Source organism: Paenibacillus pectinilyticus, from assembly GCF_001700435.1.
GTDB lineage: Bacteria > Bacillota > Bacilli > Paenibacillales > NBRC-103111 > Paenibacillus_E > Paenibacillus_E pectinilyticus.
Map to the genome: position 1 here is coordinate 269947 of NZ_LYPC01000012.1, position 18616 is coordinate 288562.

Below are 18616 nucleotides of genomic sequence, written 5' to 3' on the forward strand. Positions count from 1 at the left end.
TCTTGTGAAGAATGTTAGGCCTAGACAGGGTATGACTAGGTAAATCGGGAGAGGGGTATGACGGATGACATTAGGCAAAAAGAAAAAATGGCTCATAGTAGCTTTAGCTGCCATCCTTTGTGGGGCGGGTACATATTACTATGTACATAATAATGCGAAACCAGCAGCCGCAGCCACACAACAAACGACAATGAAAGTGACCAAGGGAGAGATATCCTCAACGGTATCAGGAACGTCTCAATTGGATGCTAAGGATAAACAGAATGTTGTGATTCCGATGGATGGGATCATCAAAACGATGAATTTAACTCAAAACCAAGCCGTCAAGAAAGGCGATGTGCTTGTTGAACTTTCCGTACCCTCTACAGAAACGAATTTGAAGGAAGCACAAGTAACCCTGCAGCAGCTGCAAAGTGATTTGGCAGAGATGCAAGATGAGCAAGGACATATGAGCGTATCGGCTCCGATTTCGGGTAAGCTTTCGTTGCCTGCGAACCTTGATGTAGGCAGCCAAGTCAATAAAACAACCAAGATTGGGACTATTTCAGATACCTCACAATATAAAGTAAGCTTGCCGTTCTCCCTGCAAGAAGCTGTTCAGTTGAAAAAAGGCGATCCAGTTGAACTCAGCGTAGATGGCTATTTACTCTCTAAAGTGGGAGCAGTCGACACGATCGGGCATGAGATTCAAGCCGATAGCAACGGGAATAAAGTCGTACTGGTCAATGTGCTGGTCGACAATGATGGCACGCTTTCAGCGGGTCTGAAGGTGAAGGGCAGCATCGGCAGCGGGACGACCAAAATCGATTCTTCCGATAGTGCGGCACTAGCGTATGTGCGCACGGCTTCCGTTTTCTCCGAAGCAAGCGGTACGGTGAAAACGATGAATTTTAAAGACGGGGATACCGTTAAACAAGGCAGCTTGATTGCATCGCTGTTCAACGACGATATGAACAAGAATATTATCGCGAAACAGTCAGCGATTGAAAGTCAGAAGATTCGTGTTGACGATGCGCAGCAAAAGGTTGATCAATTAACGATCAGAGCCCCATTTGATGGCGTGTTCTCAGCGGATTTTGCCAACAGTAAAAGCAATGTCCTTCGGAACTATCCAGCAGGTGCGCAAATTCTTGCCAATACAACGCTAGGTGCCGTTGCAAGCTTAAGCACGATGCAGCTCGCAATCGCAGTGGATGAGCTCGATTTGACAAGTGTGAAGGTCGGTCAGAAGGTTAACGTGAAGGTGGATGCGATAGCTCGGGGATCTTTCACGGGTGAAGTAACATCAGTCTCAAACGTAGGTACAACGTCAAACGGTGTTACCACCTACGATGCTGTTGTTGCTATACCGAATACGGCTCAGAATGATTTGAAATATGCGATGACAGCGACAGCTGAAATTTTCATTCAGGATAAGAAAGATATTCTCGTGGTTCCGATTCAAGTGGTCACGACGACGAAGGGCAAATCGACCGTAACTGTTAAAAAAGCTGACGGTACAACGGAAGAGCGCGAGATCAAAGTCGGTATTCGCAGTAAGACGCAAATGGAAGTACTTAGCGGCCTAAGCGAAGGCGATGAAGTCGTCATGCCAGTACGTAAAGCAACAACGACGACGCAGCAACAAGGCTTCCCAGGCGGAGCTGGCGGGTTCCCAGGTGGTGGTGCCGGCGGATTCGGCGGCGCAGCAGGCGGCGGTGGCTTTACGGGTGGCGGAAATGCTGGCGGCGGTACACGTCGGGCGGATTAAGCCAGCCTTCTCGGAAAGGAGTGAATAGGATGAATATCATTGAGCTGAATGGGATAACGAAGAGCTACACACGTGGCACGGAGGAATTGCAGATTTTACGCGGGATTACCCTGCATATTGCAGAAGGCGACTTCGTCGCTATTATCGGGCCCAGCGGATCGGGTAAATCGACCTTAATGAATACAATCGGGCTGCTCGACAGCCCGACGTCAGGGAACTATACACTCGACGGCGTAGCGACGGAGAAAATGTCAGATAACGGGCTTGCGGAACTCCGCAATCGGAAGATTGGCTTTATCTTTCAGCAATTTAATTTGCTGCCGAGGCTCACAGCGATGGAAAATGTCGAGCTCCCTATGATCTATGCAGGAATCCCGCCGAAACAACGGCGAGAACAGGCGCAGCGCATGCTGGAGAAGCTTGGTATGGGCCAACGCGGACATCACAAGCCAAGTGAGCTTTCAGGCGGACAGCAGCAGCGTGTTGCGATTGCTAGAGCTTTGGCCATCAGCCCCTCATTGATCCTTGCGGATGAGCCGACCGGGGCACTGGATTCGAAGACAGGCATCGAGGTGCTTCAGTTAATCAAAGAATTGAATCAACAGGGAAATACCATTGTTCTCATTACGCATGACCATCATATTGCGGACAATGCCAAACGGGTTGTTGCCCTGCGCGACGGTGAGATCATCAGCGATATTCGCAACGAAGCATGGTCCGTAGAAGTGCCTCAGTTAGAGGAGGCGCATTCATGAGAATTTGGGAACTTTTCCAAATGGCGATGGCAACGATTCGTTCTAATCCGTTGCGAACCGTTTTGACCATGCTGGGCGTTATTATCGGGGTTGCCTCGGTTATCACGCTTGTATCGATTGGGCAAGGGACTTCGAAGGCGATTGAGAAGCAATATGAAGGGCTCGGAACCAATCTGCTGACCGTGACATTATTGGGAAATGGTCGTGCAACACAGCTCAATTACGATGATTTGATGACGCTGGAGGGTACGGCAGGCATCGCAACGATTGCGCCAACCATGACACAGAACAGTTCCATCAAGTATGATCGGACAACAGAAAGCTACAATGTGATTGGAACGAATGACCGTTATTTGGATGTACAAAAAGGAAAAATGGCCAGCGGACGTTTCCTAGCGGAGGCTGATCTGGATTACCGCAATCACGTTGCCGTTATCGGGACGGAAGTAGCCACAAAGTTCTTCGGCAAGGATGATCCGGTTGGCGAAGAAATTAACGTAAAAGGCTACATGTACACCATCATTGGTGTTCTTCAAACGAAAGGCTCCAATACGAGCGGAACTTCATTGGATAGCTCGGTACTCGTACCGTTGCCGACGATGAGCAGGGACTTTAAACTTGGCAGCATCCGGACCGCTTATGTCGAAGCCTCCTCTGGCGATCTTGTCGCCCGGGCACAAGTCGCGTTGGAAGCTTACTTATACCAGAAATTTAAAAGTACATCAGGTTATAACATTTTGAACTCATCTGAGCTCATTAGTGCAAGGCAATCTGCTTCCAGCACATTGACCAATCAATTAGTTGCTGTCGCTGCAATTTCCTTGCTTGTAGGCGGGATCGGGATCATGAATATCATGCTCGTCACCGTGAGCGAGCGAACGAGGGAGATTGGGATTCGGAAGTCAATTGGGGCGAAGCGAAGAAATATTTTGCTGCAATTCCTAGTCGAGGCAACTTTAATCAGTGGGATGGGCGGTTTAATTGGCTTGATTGTAGGGATTAGCTTATCACTTGCCTGGCCTTATATTAATCCAAGCCAACAAACAAGCTTATCGCTCAATATCGGTCTCTATGCATTCTTATTCTCAGCACTTGTCGGCGTTATTTTCGGTTTATACCCAGCTAATAAAGCATCGAAATTAAAACCTATCGACGCCCTGCGTTTCGATTAGGCTACAGGAGGTTTGTAACATGATTCGTAAACTAACATCGATCTCACTTAAACAGACAAGTCTGGCTGTACTGCTGACAGGAAGTTTCATGGCTGCTTCATGGGCAGTTCCACTGCCTTCTGCACATGCCGCAAACGAAGGCGTATTTATTTCCCAGAATTCGTATTTCATGTTGAATAAAGCAGCACTTTCATCTTCATCCCTACAGTTCTCCGTATTATTCCATAATGGGGAAAATCAAACGTTGGATTTTAACAAGTATGGTGTTCGTGTCACAGATAGTGCGGGCCATAGTTATACCGCTAATCTCAGCGAGAAAAAAAGCGGACTTGTAACCGGTGGTACGGAGGATAGCTTCCGGTTCTATGCTAATCTGCCTGCGGGTGAATCCGCTAACGATCTGAAAGTGGATGTATTCCGTTGGGATTACAATAAATCCGATTTCATGAATCATCTAGGTGAACTGCCTGTCTCTTCCGTTATTCAGGAAGGGCAGCTTGAAGCGCCAGAGGAAATTATTAATTTGCATTCGCTGGACAGCACACTGCCTAACGATGCTTCGCTTGCTTTCCAACTAGGTCAGAGCGTACGCGTGACAGAAAATGGTAAATGGTACATGTACACACAAGTAGCGGCGAAAAATTTAGGCTCCAGCAGCGTGGCTGTGCCCAAAGGTCTACTCGTTAGACTCGTGGACGCGAACGGGTTGAAATATACCTCAACGATCGCGAGCGGGTCGGACACTACGATTTTGCCAAGCCAGTCCGATACGTTGACACTCAAAACGCTCATTTCCAAAGGCATGCCTTTGACAGGGCTTTCGCTTGAGTACTATTACCTCAATCAAACGGAAGACGTTTCACTCGGTACCTTGAACATGAATGCGTCGCTGGGCACCGTAGCCCTAGGCGTTAAACAAAAATATGCGGGGCAACAAGACAGTGAAAATGTCACCGTGAAAGCAAGCTCGTCCACCTATTCCAAGCAAGCTGATGGTGTTCACGTTCAGACGGTCGTGACACTTAGCAACGACGGTGACGTGGTCGCGCCAGTGCCTGCTTTACAAGCATCCTACCAATTCGGGGATTCGGGTACATCTGTATCCTCGACAGATAACAGCACGCGCAGCGGCTTCTTGGCTCCGCAGGAAACCGCAACGTATTACTTCAACGCAACATTGCCGACGGGTGTAGATCCGAATGCAGCGCAGCTTGTGCTGTGGGAGAAGGCGTCGACCACGAATAGCGGAGGCTCAGCTTCGACAGGAACGGGTACGACTGCTGGTACTGGCAGCGCTGCTACGACTCCAACTACAACTACAACGGGGCAACAGCCTGTGGCTGTGTTCTTGCTGAAAGGTGCGACAGAAGCGAAGAACGGCTTCACGACAGCTGTAAACTATGACCTGGGCAGCAAGTTCGTATTTAGTAATAATAACGTTGTAAATGCGAATCTTGATGTTTCACTTGTAGAGATTCATGCCCATGAGAACGATGATCTTGGCTACAAAACGGCAATTGCCAAATACAAAATCACCAACAATGGTACGAGTACGCTGGCTCTGCCAGATCTGCAGAATGAGCTGATCGATGGCAACGGCAACGCCTATACAGGCACTCGCCAAACGGCAGCTGCTACACAGATTACACCAGGAAGCTCCTACGTTGTCAGTTACTCGTACTTATTGCCGAATAAAGAAGTAACGAGTGACAACACATTTGCCTTGAATGTGTATGATGATAAGTCTGTTTCCGAAGGCAACGTATCCATTGGCACATACAAAGTGGCTCTGCAGGACGAGGATGCGGGAGATACCATTTCCATCTATCCATTCTCGCTCAAAATCAATGACAGCACACTCAGCTGGAGTTATGGCAGCGGTACGTACACGTACAATCTCAGCTTGGATATGGATATTACCCATGAAGACCAAGTCATCATCGATTCGAACTTCTCCAAAATCGAATTCGAAATGGTCGACTCTACGGGCCGTATCTTAGGCTCACAAGATGAGGCATTGACAGGTGCAGGCAAATTAACGAGCGGCAGTCAAAAAATCTCCATTGCTGGCGTGAAAAATCAGCAAATCGATTCCGGTGTCGTAGTTAATATGTACGAAGTGATCAATACGCCAAACGGAACGGCTAAGCGCCTTCTGAAACAATTTAAATAAAAGTAAACAAAAAAAGTAACTGCCCAAACCGGCTTATGGCCTGGTGTTGGGCAGTTTTTTTGTAATGGGAATAAGAGATTAATATATTACTTGTTACCCCATATTAGGAATGCGGCAACTGTGGCAATCAGGATACAGAAGAGGGTGAAGAACGTGATCTTCCAAGGGCTCCTTGGCACACGGCCAGTTACGCTTCCCGTTTCTCCGTTCACCATGTAACGATATGTTTTATTTCTGTACATATAGCTTGCATTCCATACCGGCAATAAGATGTGTTTGTATGTCTGATCTGAATAGTCGGTTCGGATGTTGAGGTTTCGGAATTCATCTCCGCTAAGTGAACTCTGGATTTCTTTCTCGAGCTGGTCATCCACGTGTGATTTCGCTTGGTTCCAACCCTCTTGCAGTGAAATGGTATAACGCTCAGCCATAAAGCCGCTCAAATACTCGGGTTTGTAGGCAGCAAGTTGGTCCAGTTTGAAGTCATTTAAATTGTGAAGCAGGGCACTGTCGTATTGTCCAGAGGCAGGAATAAGCACGTCGTTAAAATATTGGCTGTATGTGCCGTTGTCCCAGTGCCACACGGTATAACGGACTTGTTCCGTATAAGTTTCAGTCTTGCCATCGACAACCCGGGTACGCGTTTCGGCTCGGTAATGGTAGACCCCGATTTCAACCCTATACGATGAATCAGTACTTGTATCGAACGTCCAGAAGGGCACATAAATCCCATTTAGATTAGAATTGACGGAACGCTGCTTGAACGCATTGGGAATGAACCACTTTCTTTTGCGCCAGACGTTAAATGCTTGCGTCGCTTGTTCGCGAGAAATGTGAAACGGTATCACCGATTCGGGGCGGATGCTGCCTGGATTTCCCTGTGGCAGCACTTTGGGTGACCCGCAGAACCCGCATACGGTTGCGGTTTGGATCGCAGATATGAGCATTTCACCACTGCAGTTGCTGCATTTAATGACCTGCTGCTCCGTCCCCCAATCCATGAGGGAAGCGTCGTTTTCATCGGAAAAATCGAGCTCATGTTCCTGTGGCCCCGTCTTCATGCCACTTGCTATGGGCTTCTCGCTGCCGCAATAGCGGCATTTCAGAGTCTGACTGACTGTATCGAACTGCATCTGGCCACCGCATCCCGCACAAGGGAAGACTGATGTCTGATCGTGTACTTGTATAGGCTCATTGGCCCCCATTATAAATCACCCTTTACAGTTTAGTACCGCAGCCTGAGCAGAATTTGGCTCCAGGCGTTAACGCGCCTCCGCATTCGTGACAGAAACGGTGCTCGGGGCGAGCGGTTCCGCACTCAGGGCAGAATTTGTCGCTTGCACGCAACGCGTGATTGCATGTAGGGCATGGCTCTGATTTGCCGTCGTTATCGTTATTGGCAGGGGACGCTTCTTCCTGATGATCCGTCGTGCGGGGCTGCTGCCCATCGCCCGTCATCATCTGGTTGATCATTCGTCCCATGGCCATGCCTGCTCCGAGGCCGGCCCCGGCTCCAGCCAATCCGTCACTAGGATTGTTGGCCGCTTCGCGGATGGCTTCAGCCGTTTGATATTTCATATATTGATCCAGGTTCCCCGCGATATTCATCGACGATCTACGGTCGACCATTTGTTCAACATCCTCGGGAAGTGAAATGTTCTCAATGACGAATCCAGTCAGCACAAGTCCAATGGCTTCAAAGTTCGGCTGCAGCTTGGCTGAGGCCTTCGAGCTAAGTTCGTCATAGTGCATGGCTAAGTCGATGACCGGAACACCGGATTCAGCCAACAGGTCGCTCACGCTGGAGACGATCATTGTTTTGAAGAAACCCGATATTTGTCCCGGATTGAAATCTCCCTGTGAGCCGAAAATTTCTTTCATAAATAAAGCGGGATCCTTGATCTTAAACGAATAGTTTCCGAAGCCGCGTACACGGACCAGGCCGAAAACGTTATCGCGCATCATGACAGGATTCGTTGTGCCCCATTTCTGATCGGTGAAAGTGGTTGTGTTAACAAAATACACATCCGCTTTAAAGGGCGAGTTGAAGGCGTATTTCCACGATTTGAGCGCAGTCAGTACAGGCATATTCTGCGTACTCAGTTCGTATCTGCCTGGGCCAAACACATCTGCGATTTGTCCTTCGTTCATGAAGATCGCCGCTTGCCCTTCACGCACAGTCAGCTGTGCGCCCATCTTGATCGCATTGTCATAAGCGGGGAAATGGTACACGAACGAATGGGTATCTTCGATCCACTCGATAACTTCGATAAACTGGCCTTTAATAAACGAGAAAATTCCCATGGTCATCCTCCAATTCGTTATTCCTAAAATATGATGGCGTTGCCATTCCCAATATTTTCATTATACGGTAAAAGTCCTGAGGCGGGTATAATTTCAGTCTTCTAAACTGTAAAGGGAGAATTGAAACAATAAAATTTCGAATATATTTAACTATTCCTACCCACAAACTTGGAATTTGTGTATAATGAACATATGGAGAGTTCAAATTATGGAATGGAGGATGACCAGGATGCAGTTACTTACAAGTAGTGATTACGATTGTGTCGATGAAGTACCTCTACATCGCGTGCGTGGCAATCAGTTAGGTATTCTGCTCAGTATCGTTGTCAGTGTGCTCACACAGCAGCTATGGCTTCTGCTACTCCCTTTGATTGTACAGTTGATCAGTCGTTCGTTCGGCATCAAATATAATTTATTCGTTCGTTTGTTATCGCCTTTATTTCCTGCCAGTGCTAGAACAGAAAGCCGCGAACTGCTGCGATTCAATAATTTGTTAGCTATTCTTTTTTTGGTTGTGACATTAGCAGCGTCTGCGTTTAGCTTATCAATCGTGGCTTACATTAGTCTTAGTATGCTTACAGTGGCGGTTGTCTTGGCGTTAAGCGGGTTCTGTTTGGGGTGTTTTATGTACTTTCAGTGGAAGCAGTTTCTGATTAGGAGGAAGGCATCTTCTTGAAAGGGATAGATAAAGTGAAAGGGCAGTTCCGAAAGGTGAGTAACCTTGGGGGACTGCCCTTTTGTGTGATAGCTGTGCCGTCATTCAAGGACGGCGCAGCCGTTGATTCAGGTTCCCATGCGAACCGATGCGAGCATAAAACTGTAAACATACATCTTTATTAGGGGAAATAGACGGTATTCCGATGAATACCTGCGAAAATACATCCTTTTTTACCAAATAGGCATGAAAAGGATAAATATGGGTAAAAAGGATGCGGATTTGCATCCATTCTGTTAGATCGTGGCTACCCTAGAGGAAAAAATGTAGATTTGCATCTTTTTTAGTTCGAGAGGCTAGAAGACGGCTCAGCCATTTAATTTATGGTGACTACGGATGGGAAAATTGAACTACTTCACATCATACCCCTTGGCGATGGATGGTTCGATCCATCGCTTTTCGGTGTGCTCCCGGCGCAGAATCACGACGCGCTCGGGGTAGACGTCGACGATGAGACTTTGGCTCAGCGACTGGGTCTCGGGCTCGTTCTGGGCGCTCCATACCTCACGGATGGAGGCGCTGGAAGCGGCAAGGAACTTCAGCTGCTTCACCTGGTTGGTCGTCTCAACGTTCCAGTGGGTGTGCCCACTGAACAGAATGACGTTCGGGTGCGCGTCGAGCAGCGCACGCAGTTCCTGGTGCTGGACGACGCCCAGCTCCGTGTCGGTGCCATCCAGCGTCCGCGGCAGCGGCTGGTGAAGGAACACGAACACGGGCTTGCCGGCGTCCGCCGCGCTCGCGTCCGTGAGCCGCTCGCGCAGCCAGCTGAGCTGCGCGGGAGAGAGGAACGCATCCTCTTTGATGGATGCGTCCACGTCTCGATACGCTTCCCCGCTAAGGAAGAGGAAGTGGTAGCCCTCCACGACAAGCTCGTGATACGGCTTGTCATACCCCCAGATGCGGTCGAATAATGCGACCGCATCACGACTAGACCAAGACGGATTCAACTTCGTATAATCCGTCTCGCCCTCCGGCGTGCGCCACACGCCGTAGAAGTCGTGGTTGCCCATGGTCGCCTGCACAGGGGCATGGGGTTGATGGCTAAGCAGCGCCATCAAGCTGCGGTAATCGCCCTCACTGCCATTTGTGAGGTCGCCATTCAGGACAAGCAGCTTGCTGTCCGGACGCAGCTCGTGGTGATCCGCGAGCGCTTGTTTCAGAAGCTGCTGGGAAGCCGAGTCCGACGACATAACATGAATGTCGCTCATCACAGAGAAAGAAAACAACGGTGTAGCGGTTTGCGGCGCCACTTGTACAGTAGCTTGTACAGCCGCTTGCTGTGACGTGCTAGTAGACTTGAGTCCTTCCCCAGTAGGGTTAATCAGCGCCAACCCCAACAACACCACCAAGCTACTCCGTATGATAGATAGAAACATAGAAAAACCTACCTTCCTATAAAATGTGTCATGATGAGCTTGCTCTATGTCTTTTAACCATCTCTTCCTGTATGTAATCATGTCTTGTCCTTTTTCTTTATCTCGCCTAGCTCCCAGCCCTTCTCCTACTGGTATTCCCCGCTAAAAAGCCAATTATTTAACTGCCCAATTATTGTAAATCACTTGACTTCAACGTTATTCGGTTGTATGGTTAATTACATGAGTAACTAACCAATGTAGCGACGAAAGCGGTGGTGAGAATTGTGGGATTTATGATGGACGATAGCCGCCCGATTTTTGTGCAGATCGCAGAGCAGATTGAAGATGACATAATCGAATCACGCATGCCGGAGGAGTCTCAAGTCCCGTCTACGAATCAATTTGCAGCCTTTTATCAGATCAATCCGGCAACAGCGGCGAAGGGTGTAAATTTGCTGGTGGATCAAGGGATTTTATACAAGAAGCGTGGAATTGGCATGTTTGTAGCGGAGGGAGCGAGAATCAAGCTGATGGAGAAGCGTAAAGAACTCTTTTATGAGCAATATGTGGTGACGATGGTGAGGGAAGCCGAGAAGCTGGGGATCACAGTAGAGCAGTTGACCGAAATGGTGCGGAGAGGGGAGAAAGCCTGATGACGAACGTTGTAGAGGTTAAGGGACTCACGAAGTCCTATGGCAAAGTGACAGCTGTGGATGATGTAAGTTTCAAGATTGAGGCTAACAAAATTTATGGCTTACTCGGCAGAAATGGTGCAGGCAAAACGACCATCATGCATATGATCTCCGCACAGCAGTTTGCGACAAGCGGGGAGTTGAAGGTTTTTGGCGAGGAGCCTTTTGAGAATAGCAAGGTGCTTAATCAGATTTGTTTTATCAAAGAGAGCCAGAAATATCCGGATACCTTCCGAATTATCGACGTGCTCGAAGTTGCCAAGACATTATTCACCAATTGGGATGACGCGTACGCACACGCCCTAATTCAAGACTTCCGCCTCCCGATCAAAAGGAGAATTAAGAAGCTGTCTCGAGGGATGTTGTCCTCCGTGGGGATTGTGGTTGGGCTTGCCAGCCGCGCGCCATTGACGATTTTCGATGAGCCATATCTTGGTTTGGATGCAGTAGCTCGCGTACTGTTCTACGATCGATTGCTTGAAGATTACGCGGAGCACCCGCGGACCGTTATTCTTTCCACGCATCTGATTGATGAAGTGAGCCGTTTGCTGGAGCATGTACTTGTCATCGACAATGGCAAATTGATTCTAAATGAAGATGCCGACGCGCTCCGTGGCCGTGCTTGTACGGTTTCGGGTCTGAAATCAGCGGTTGACGCCTTCACACGTGGCAAAGAGGTGCTTGAGCGCACTGCAATTGGCTCCGCTGCAACAGCGACCATTATGGGCAACTTATCGGTACAAGATCGGAAATATGCCGAAGAACTAGGACTTGAATTTGCTACCGTATCGATTCAGCAGCTGATCGTGAATTTGACACGTACACAAACGGCGAGCAAGGGGGCTGATTTTCAATGAATCGCATCAATCAAGTGATGAAGCTTCAACTCATTAATAAAAAGCTATGGTTTACGATTCCTTGGGTCATTCTAGGCGTTAATTTAGTGATAAACTACATTATTGCCTTGTCAGTTGACACAGGAGAAACCATGAATACGGGCTCCATTTCATCGATTTACGTTTATACTTTCGTAGCAGGAACACTGACGCTCAAAGAAACCTTCCCATTCGCAATAGGTTTAAGCATCCGAAGGAAAGATTATTTCATTGGTACGGCGCTTACCGTTCTCTTTGTAAATGTGGTCTCGTCGATCGCTTTGGGGGTGATGTCTGGGATTGAAGAAGCGACGAATGGGTGGGGCGTGCAGCTGCATCTATTTAAAATCGGAATTTTTGACAATGTATCGTTCATAGGGATGTTAGGTATTCATTTTAGTATCTTAATTCATGCTTTTTTCCTTGGGTTTGCGATTTCGAGCTTACACCGTCGTTGGGGAAGCATGGCCATGTACACGTTCTTTACAGCGTCGTTGGTGCTGGGAACAATCGCTTCGTATACCATGACTCACTATGGTAAATGGGTCGATCTCGGACATTGGTTGGCTGATCATTACTTGACATTGTTTTGGTGGACGATTCCGTTGGTCATGATCTATTCGATCGTCTCCTACGGGGTGTTGCGAAGAGCAGCTGTGTAAGTCTTGTTGTTTAAAATAGTGCCTTAACTAGCAAAACGAGCTCCAGAAGATGAACTTCTGAGGCTCGTTTTTTGTTTTGATTTTAAGTTATGTGCTTAACCTGTAATCTTTGCAATATAGTCATCCAGTTGTTTGAACGTACCGCCGAAGCCTTCTTCCATGGAACCTTTCATCGATGCGAAGAAATTCATTTCTTCTTCCGTAGCGTTGATTGGACCGCCGCGCATCGTCAGAATCGTTTTTCCATCCTCTTCTACGAACGATAAGATATTCATAATTTCAAGTGGGAAAACAGGGCTGAAAGGTGCACGAATCACGTTAGCTTCGGGGTCTGAGAATGAATTTACATAGGAAAGCTTCTCCGGTGCATCAACATCGTGATAGACGAACTTCCCATACATTTCAAAACCTTCTGGTGTTTTCATTGAGTAATGGAACATGCCGCCCGGGCGAACATCCAAAGTTAAGACGGTTAGCTCCATGCCTGTAGGCCCCCACCATGCGGCTAGGTGTTCAGGTGTAGTAAATACCTGGAATACAAGCTCGCGAGGGGCATTAACGATACGTGTAATTACCAATTCTGTACCCTCATTATTCATTTCAAAAGTGTTTGCTGTGTGTTGTTGTGTCATTTGGAAATCCTCCATTTTTATAAAATAGTTTGACTGTTCATGTGCTCACTTACTGTTGTTGTATAAAGATTAACTTCGATCAGGTGGCTTGTTCTCCTTAGCTTGTATCGCCTCCAGATAACTTTCCAACCGATCGAATCGGGTTTCCCACAGGCGCCTGAAGGAACCCAACCATGTGTCGATTGCTTGCAGGGACTGCGGCCGCAGCTTATATACCCTCCGATTCGCAATCGGTTGCACATCAACGAGTCCTGCCTCGCTAAGCACGCGTAGATGCTTGGATACTTGCGGCTGGCTAAGGCCAAGCCGTTCAACAATTTCCCCGACGGTCAAGGGACCGTCCCGCAACAGCTCAACGATGTGTAAGCGGTGGGGTTCGGCAAGAGCACTGAATATCGTATTCATGTACACAATATACCTCGAACGGAATATTCCTGTCAAGGAATATTCAAATGGCAAATGCTGCACTGGGAGTTGGGACGTTAGGGACTTAATGCATTCTGACTATAATAGACTGTCCTCAGCCTTGATGATCTAACCTAGGAAGTTGGGGGGATTGGATGCATACAAGGATACCCGCAATCTTCTAGCATTTTGCCGAAAGACTACTAAAAATTTCATAGGATACGTATACAAACACAATTTTTGGACGAATCTAGTAGCTATTACTCTATTAATTTTGAGGAGGAGCTATGATGTTTCGTAAAATATGTGTTTCGACGTTAACCTTGACGCTATTGGTGGGATTCTGGTTTATGCAGACCAAAGCATTTTCCTATCCGACAAGTGAAGATGAAGGGGGCATGTCGCCAACGTATGTCGCCTCAACTAGCGGGAACTCCGATCAACCTATAGAAGCGGCTCAATCTGGAGCTCAGCAACAGGTAGCTGTGCAGCATGCTACGACCGAGTATAAAGTAAGCAAAGGAGATACACTTTATAAAATAGCTAGAAGCTTCGACATCTCCGTAGACGATCTCATCAATGCGAATAGTATTTCGAATCCGAACGCTCTCACTGTCGGTCAGAATTTGACGATTCCAGTGCTGGATTCAGCAGCGGACTCGACAGATGGACAGCCTAAGATTATTAAAAAGGTGCTGAATACCACGCTAACCGCATATACCGCAGGTTTTGAGTCAACGGGCAAAAAGGCCTCTCACCCCAGCTACGGTATCACCTACAGTGGACTGAAAGCCAAGGAGGGGCGTACGATCGCCGTTGATCCCAATGTTATTCCATTAGGTTCTACCGTGTTTATCGAAGGCATCGGGATTCGGAAAGCTGAGGATATCGGCTCAGCCATTCGCGGTTCACGAATTGATGTGTTTATGAATGATTTGGACCAGGCACAGGAATTTGGTGTGAAAAAGAATGTCAAAGTGTACTTGTTAGACAAGGAAAACGTGTAGATAGCATATAGATGCAGGAAAGACCGACGTCATAGACATCGGTCTTTTTTTATTTTAGAAATGTTAGACAGGCACAAGGGTATGCTGATCCACCCAATCTACTAAATCAGCTAAGAACCGCTCCCGCCCTAGGTCATCAAATGGACGATGCCGCATCGACTCGTAAACATGCTGCTTTTTATTTCGTGAACCCACCATGTCAAAGAAATGTTGCAGCTTTGCAGGGGGCGTTAGTTGATCTTCAAGACCATATTGTAGGAGGAAAGGGAACTGTAACGCGTGCGCTTGACTGATGAGTCTTGGAACTGCTTGGCTTAAACCAAGTCCTAAGCCTGGCGTTACTGTGCTATGACGCAACGGGTCTGATTGCAGCTTCGCAATCATGTCGGGATCTTGTGATAATCCTTCCACGCTGCCTGATTTCTGAATGGTGAGCTGCGGTCTCAGCTTCCCTAGCAGCCTAATGAGCCATTTTTCGAAAGTGGTCATTTCATACGAAATTGCAGGGGCAATCAACACGAGTCCATGAAGGCCAGCTCCCCAATTGCGTGCATAGTCCGCACTAATGACGCCGCCCATACTATGACCGATGAGAAAGAGAGGCAGCTGAGGCGTCTCGGATCTGACGAATTGTCGAAAGGCATGTAAATCACCTATGTACTCATCCCATTTACGAATAAAACCGCGGATGCCTGGGCTTCTTCCATGTCCACGCGCATCCGCGGAATATACCAGATAACCAGCCTCTACAAGTGCTGCACACAGATTCACTAATCCACCGCTGTGGTCCCCATGGCCATGGACGGCAATGATGACGCCTTTTGGTTCCTCGGACGGAGCAGCTTTTCTATAGAAAAGCTCGATTCCGCCAACTCCTTGAAATGTGCCCTCCATAACGTTCATAAGAGAAGCCTCCTTATCCAGTGTATGTTTCATTTTACCATAGCAGGTAAATCGCAATCTCAATAAATTTAGCCAAGCTAGCAGCCGAAAGCCCGTCTATCAGAGGTCGTAGACCCACCCCGACTAAGGTCTAGGAGCAAATACCGTCCACGGTCCGTTTTGGAAAGTCGCGATTTTACCTAGAATAAAGACATGAACAAGACAACAGCAAACAACGGAAGGCGGTGACGAAACGATGAAAAGAAATACAGGGTTCGCTGCTCTGCTAATCGCATTCGGCGCACTGATTTTATTCAATAAGCTAGGCTTTCACTTGGGCCATATCGTAGGTTCGGTGATGGGGTTAATTATTCCAGTCATTATGGTTGGACTTGGCTACCTAGGGATTAAGAACGGTAACAAACTCGGATGGATCATTGCTGGAATCGGGATCATCATTCTCGTAAGTAAATTAGCAAGCTGGATTATCATTCTGCTAGCTATCGGGTTAATTGGGTATGGGGTTTCGATGTTAAAAGGTAGAACGGCACAACGATAAGCACGAATCGAATACAGAGCGTGAAAAAAAGGTGGAATGAAGATGAGCCTATTTAGGCGGATGAAAGATATAACCGTAGCAACCTTGAATGAGCACTTGGAGCGGTCGGAAGATCCGGTACGCTTGATTGATCAATACTTAGCGGCGCAGCGTGAACAGCTTCAGCAGTCTGAAAGGCTGTATCAACAATGCGTCAGTCACGCAGCATCGCTTAGACAGCAGTATTTAACGGCGCTGGAGACGAAAGAAAAGCGCGAGCATCAAGCGCTACTGGCCTTGAAGGCCGGCGAAGAGCACATGGCCCGCATCGTGCTGCAAGAGAAGCTGCAGGCGGAAGAGAAAAGCGTGCAATACCATGACTTGTATGAGCAGGCGAAGCAGTCCATCCTTGAGCTTGATGAGGAACTGCAGCAGCTAAAAGCTGATTACAAAGAAGTCGCAGACAAACGCAGCTACTACTTGGCTCGTATGGAGTCCGCCCGCTTGTTACAGCGTATGCACGCAAGAAATGGGATTTCGCAAGATGGAGCGCCGCGGATGTTCGGACGCTTGGAAGAGCGCGTAACCGATATGGAGCTGCATGCCAGAACGCTTCGCGATGTCCGCCGAATGGGCCGCGAGAGCATCTACAGTGGGGGCAACCCAGCTGTAGATGCGGAAATGGAAGCACTTCGCAATAGACTGAAGCAGGAGGGAACACAGGATCATGAACAAACTATATCGCTCACGAAGAGATAAGAAACTTACGGGCCTATGCGGGGGACTTGCAGAAGCCATGAATGTAGATGTCACACTATTACGTTTACTAGTCGTGATCACAACGTTTTTCACCGGAGGCACCGTTATTTTCATCTACTTTGTAGCGGCGATTGTGATTCCGAAGGAACCTGGGTTTGATCAGCCCCCATTTGATCCCTACGCAAGTTCGTATGGTCGTCACAACTATACATCAAGCGGAGCGTGGAACCAGCATAAATCGCATAACCACCAACCGCAACAACCAACGAACTATGTGCCTTATGAGCCAAGCAAAGCAACGAACAACATCGATGAGATGATGAAAGACATTGAGAAGAAAGCCTTGCAAAAAGAAGTCGATGAATTAAGAGCCAAAGTCGCTCGCTTCGAAAAACAAACTATGGATAGCAAAAAAGGAGACGTGTAATCATGGGCGTATTTACAAGAATGAAGGACATGACAAAAGCATCAATTCACGAGGTATTGGATAAAATTGAGGACCCGATCGTGATGTTGAACCAATATCTGCGCGATATGGAGCAAGAGATCGCACAAGCTGAGGTAACTGTTGCACGCCAAATCGCAAGTGAGCGCAAGCTGAAACAGCGCCTGGAGGAATCCGTTCGCCTAGTGGCGGACCGCGAAGCGAAAGCTTCCGTTGCGATCAAAAATGGCCAAGAAGCGATTGCTCGTCAAGCTGTTGAAGAAAAATTGTACCACGAAGATAAAATCGTTGAGTACACAGATCTGCACGCTTCTGCGAAAGCACATGCTGACGAATTGACACAGCAATTGCACGAAATGAAAGATGAATTCTACAAAATGCGCAACAAACGCAATGAGCTTGTGTCCCGCGCTCAACTAGCGAAAGCGAAGAAACAAATGGCACAAGTGTCCTATAACGGTGTTATCGAAAGCGGCAACGCATCCCGCGGATTCCAACGCATGGAAGAGAAGATCATCCAGCTTGAAGTTGAAGCCGAAATCGCTCGCAAGCCATACGTACCTGCTGGAACTGTAGGCAGCTATAACAGCTACACGCCGGTTGATACAGCGAAGCAAGCCAAAGTGGATGAGCAGCTAAACCTGCTCAAAGAGAAATTGAGTGGCCAAGCGGCTGAGTAGCAGCTTGCAGCAAGGAGAGGCCGGAGAGCGTTAGCCCGGTACGGAGAAGCGGTCCCAATGTCATCACAGATGACGGCGGGGCGGCTTTTTTCTTTTTTAGTAGGTGGGGGAGCAGGCGAGCCCTTAGCATCTGCTAGTGCTTCCTTACAGCCATCGCCCCACGCACAGCCCGCCTCCATCGCTATCTCTATCTACAGATAGAGAGACGCTGATCCAAAGTTCAACCGCGCGGTAGAAGCCGCGAATCAACGCTCATGATAAGCTAGCTAAGTAGTCAAATTACTTATTCGAAGGAGACGTTGATAACGTTGAATACAACAACTTGGATTGAAATTTTACTAATTATGGCGATTGCTATGTGGACGCAAATGGGGAGAAGGGCTTTTACCACGCGAAGAATCTTTATGCCTTTTATCGTGTCGATTATTATGGGGCAGCAATATTTGCATGGTATTCCGATGAGCGGTTCGAATCTCGGCGCACTCGGATTGTGTCTTCTTGTAGGAATCGTATTCGGAGGATTGCTTCTTGCAGCGACTACTGTGGAGCGGGATGCCAGTGGTGTTGTATATACGAAAGCAGGTTTACCTTATCTAGTGATTTGGGTGCTGGAGCTGGGTTCACGTGTTGCGTTCGCTTATTATGCGCGGTCGCATCAACAACAGGTTGGGCATTTTCTACTTTCGCATCACTTGAGTCCCGATGTTATCGGATCTGGCTTCATGCTCATGACGATTGCGATGCTTTTGACGCGGGTGTTAGGGATTGTGGTCTGGGGGAAATGGGTCCGAACATCGCGAAAGGCTGTTATGTAG

The 18616-nt window shown here is 47.9% G+C and carries 20 protein-coding genes; 14 read left to right on the forward strand and 6 right to left on the reverse strand.

Annotated elements, in window-relative coordinates; all coding sequences use genetic code 11:
* Nucleotides 1-64: 64 nt before the first annotated feature.
* Genes A8709_RS07185 through A8709_RS07200 form a run of 4 tightly spaced genes read left to right on the forward strand, consistent with a single transcriptional unit; the run spans nt 65 to nt 5850 of the window.
* Nucleotides 65-1750: a permuted SH3 domain-containing protein gene (locus A8709_RS07185; RefSeq protein WP_065851501.1), complete on the forward strand. Its 1686-nt coding sequence runs from the start codon at nt 65-67 to the stop codon at nt 1748-1750.
* A gap of 29 nt (nt 1751-1779) precedes the next feature.
* Nucleotides 1780-2505 (forward strand): ABC transporter ATP-binding protein, encoded by a 726-nt coding sequence (locus A8709_RS07190; RefSeq protein ID WP_065851502.1) that lies wholly within the window; start codon nt 1780-1782, stop codon nt 2503-2505.
* Complete coding sequence (locus tag A8709_RS07195) at nt 2502-3677, forward strand: ABC transporter permease (RefSeq protein ID WP_065851503.1); 1176 nt, start codon at nt 2502-2504, stop codon at nt 3675-3677. Before A8709_RS07190 ends, A8709_RS07195 begins: the two co-directional genes overlap by 4 nt.
* Nucleotides 3678-3696: 19 nt before the next feature.
* A complete protein-coding gene (locus tag A8709_RS07200; protein WP_065851504.1) occupies nt 3697-5850 on the forward strand; it encodes a hypothetical protein in 2154 nt (717 codons plus the stop codon).
* Nucleotides 5851-5936: 86 nt separating this feature from the next.
* Here A8709_RS07200 and A8709_RS07205 read toward each other — a convergent pair whose 3' ends face one another.
* Together A8709_RS07205 and A8709_RS07210 are read right to left on the reverse strand one after the other, a co-directional pair.
* The gene (locus tag A8709_RS07205; RefSeq protein ID WP_065851505.1) at nt 5937-7055 is read right to left on the reverse strand and encodes a TFIIB-type zinc ribbon-containing protein; all 1119 of its coding nucleotides are present in this window, start codon (nt 7053-7055) and stop codon (nt 5937-5939) included.
* Nucleotides 7056-7068: 13 nt separating this feature from the next.
* On the reverse strand, nt 7069-8154 hold the full coding sequence (locus tag A8709_RS07210; RefSeq protein WP_065851506.1) for an SPFH domain-containing protein: 1086 nt from the start codon (nt 8152-8154) through the stop codon (nt 7069-7071).
* Between the two features lie 229 nt (nt 8155-8383).
* Here A8709_RS07210 and A8709_RS07215 point away from each other — a divergent pair, with 229 nt between their 5' ends.
* Nucleotides 8384-8830, forward strand: a complete 447-nt coding sequence (locus tag A8709_RS07215; RefSeq protein WP_065851507.1) for a DUF4395 domain-containing protein — start codon at nt 8384-8386, stop codon at nt 8828-8830.
* A 389-nt stretch (nt 8831-9219) separates the two neighbouring features.
* Here the strand turns inward: A8709_RS07215 and A8709_RS07220 are convergent, their stop codons facing one another.
* Nucleotides 9220-10119 (reverse strand): metallophosphoesterase family protein, encoded by a 900-nt coding sequence (locus tag A8709_RS07220; protein WP_208607652.1) that lies wholly within the window; start codon nt 10117-10119, stop codon nt 9220-9222.
* A gap of 398 nt (nt 10120-10517) precedes the next feature.
* Between A8709_RS07220 and A8709_RS07225 the strand changes: the two genes are divergently transcribed.
* From A8709_RS07225 to A8709_RS07235, 3 genes are read left to right on the forward strand one after another with little or no spacing between them, the layout of a single operon-like run.
* Nucleotides 10518-10877, forward strand: coding sequence for a GntR family transcriptional regulator (locus A8709_RS07225; protein WP_425262313.1), 360 nt, complete (start codon nt 10518-10520; stop codon nt 10875-10877).
* Nucleotides 10877-11773 (forward strand): ABC transporter ATP-binding protein, encoded by an 897-nt coding sequence (locus A8709_RS07230; RefSeq protein ID WP_065851510.1) that lies wholly within the window; start codon nt 10877-10879, stop codon nt 11771-11773. The genes A8709_RS07225 and A8709_RS07230 overlap by 1 nt, the downstream gene beginning before the upstream one ends.
* Nucleotides 11770-12453, forward strand: coding sequence for a hypothetical protein (locus tag A8709_RS07235; protein WP_065851512.1), 684 nt, complete (start codon nt 11770-11772; stop codon nt 12451-12453). Before A8709_RS07230 ends, A8709_RS07235 begins: the two co-directional genes overlap by 4 nt.
* A gap of 95 nt (nt 12454-12548) precedes the next feature.
* Here the strand turns inward: A8709_RS07235 and A8709_RS07240 are convergent, their stop codons facing one another.
* On the reverse strand, nt 12549-13085 hold the full coding sequence (locus A8709_RS07240) for an SRPBCC family protein (protein ID WP_244163120.1): 537 nt from the start codon (nt 13083-13085) through the stop codon (nt 12549-12551).
* Between the two features lie 69 nt (nt 13086-13154).
* Nucleotides 13155-13490, reverse strand: coding sequence for an ArsR/SmtB family transcription factor (locus A8709_RS07245; RefSeq protein WP_065851514.1), 336 nt, complete (start codon nt 13488-13490; stop codon nt 13155-13157).
* Nucleotides 13491-13780: 290 nt separating this feature from the next.
* On the opposite strand from A8709_RS07245, the gene A8709_RS07250 reads away from it, so the two are divergent.
* Nucleotides 13781-14497: a 3D domain-containing protein gene (locus A8709_RS07250; RefSeq protein WP_065851516.1), complete on the forward strand. Its 717-nt coding sequence runs from the start codon at nt 13781-13783 to the stop codon at nt 14495-14497.
* 63 nt (nt 14498-14560) lie between these two features.
* Here A8709_RS07250 and A8709_RS07255 read toward each other — a convergent pair whose 3' ends face one another.
* Entirely contained in the window at nt 14561-15400 is an 840-nt protein-coding gene (locus A8709_RS07255; RefSeq protein ID WP_065851518.1) for an alpha/beta hydrolase, read from the reverse strand.
* Nucleotides 15401-15635: 235 nt separating this feature from the next.
* Here A8709_RS07255 and A8709_RS07260 point away from each other — a divergent pair, with 235 nt between their 5' ends.
* From A8709_RS07260 to A8709_RS07280, 5 genes are all read left to right on the forward strand, one after another.
* Nucleotides 15636-15938 (forward strand): LiaF transmembrane domain-containing protein, encoded by a 303-nt coding sequence (locus A8709_RS07260; protein WP_065851520.1) that lies wholly within the window; start codon nt 15636-15638, stop codon nt 15936-15938.
* A gap of 42 nt (nt 15939-15980) precedes the next feature.
* Nucleotides 15981-16676 (forward strand): PspA/IM30 family protein, encoded by a 696-nt coding sequence (locus A8709_RS07265; protein ID WP_065851522.1) that lies wholly within the window; start codon nt 15981-15983, stop codon nt 16674-16676.
* Nucleotides 16645-17103: a PspC domain-containing protein gene (locus A8709_RS07270; protein ID WP_065851524.1), complete on the forward strand. Its 459-nt coding sequence runs from the start codon at nt 16645-16647 to the stop codon at nt 17101-17103. Before A8709_RS07265 ends, A8709_RS07270 begins: the two co-directional genes overlap by 32 nt.
* Before the next feature lie 2 nt (nt 17104-17105).
* Nucleotides 17106-17801 (forward strand): PspA/IM30 family protein, encoded by a 696-nt coding sequence (locus tag A8709_RS07275; protein ID WP_065851525.1) that lies wholly within the window; start codon nt 17106-17108, stop codon nt 17799-17801.
* Between the two features lie 308 nt (nt 17802-18109).
* Complete coding sequence (locus tag A8709_RS07280) at nt 18110-18616, forward strand: hypothetical protein (protein ID WP_065851526.1); 507 nt, start codon at nt 18110-18112, stop codon at nt 18614-18616.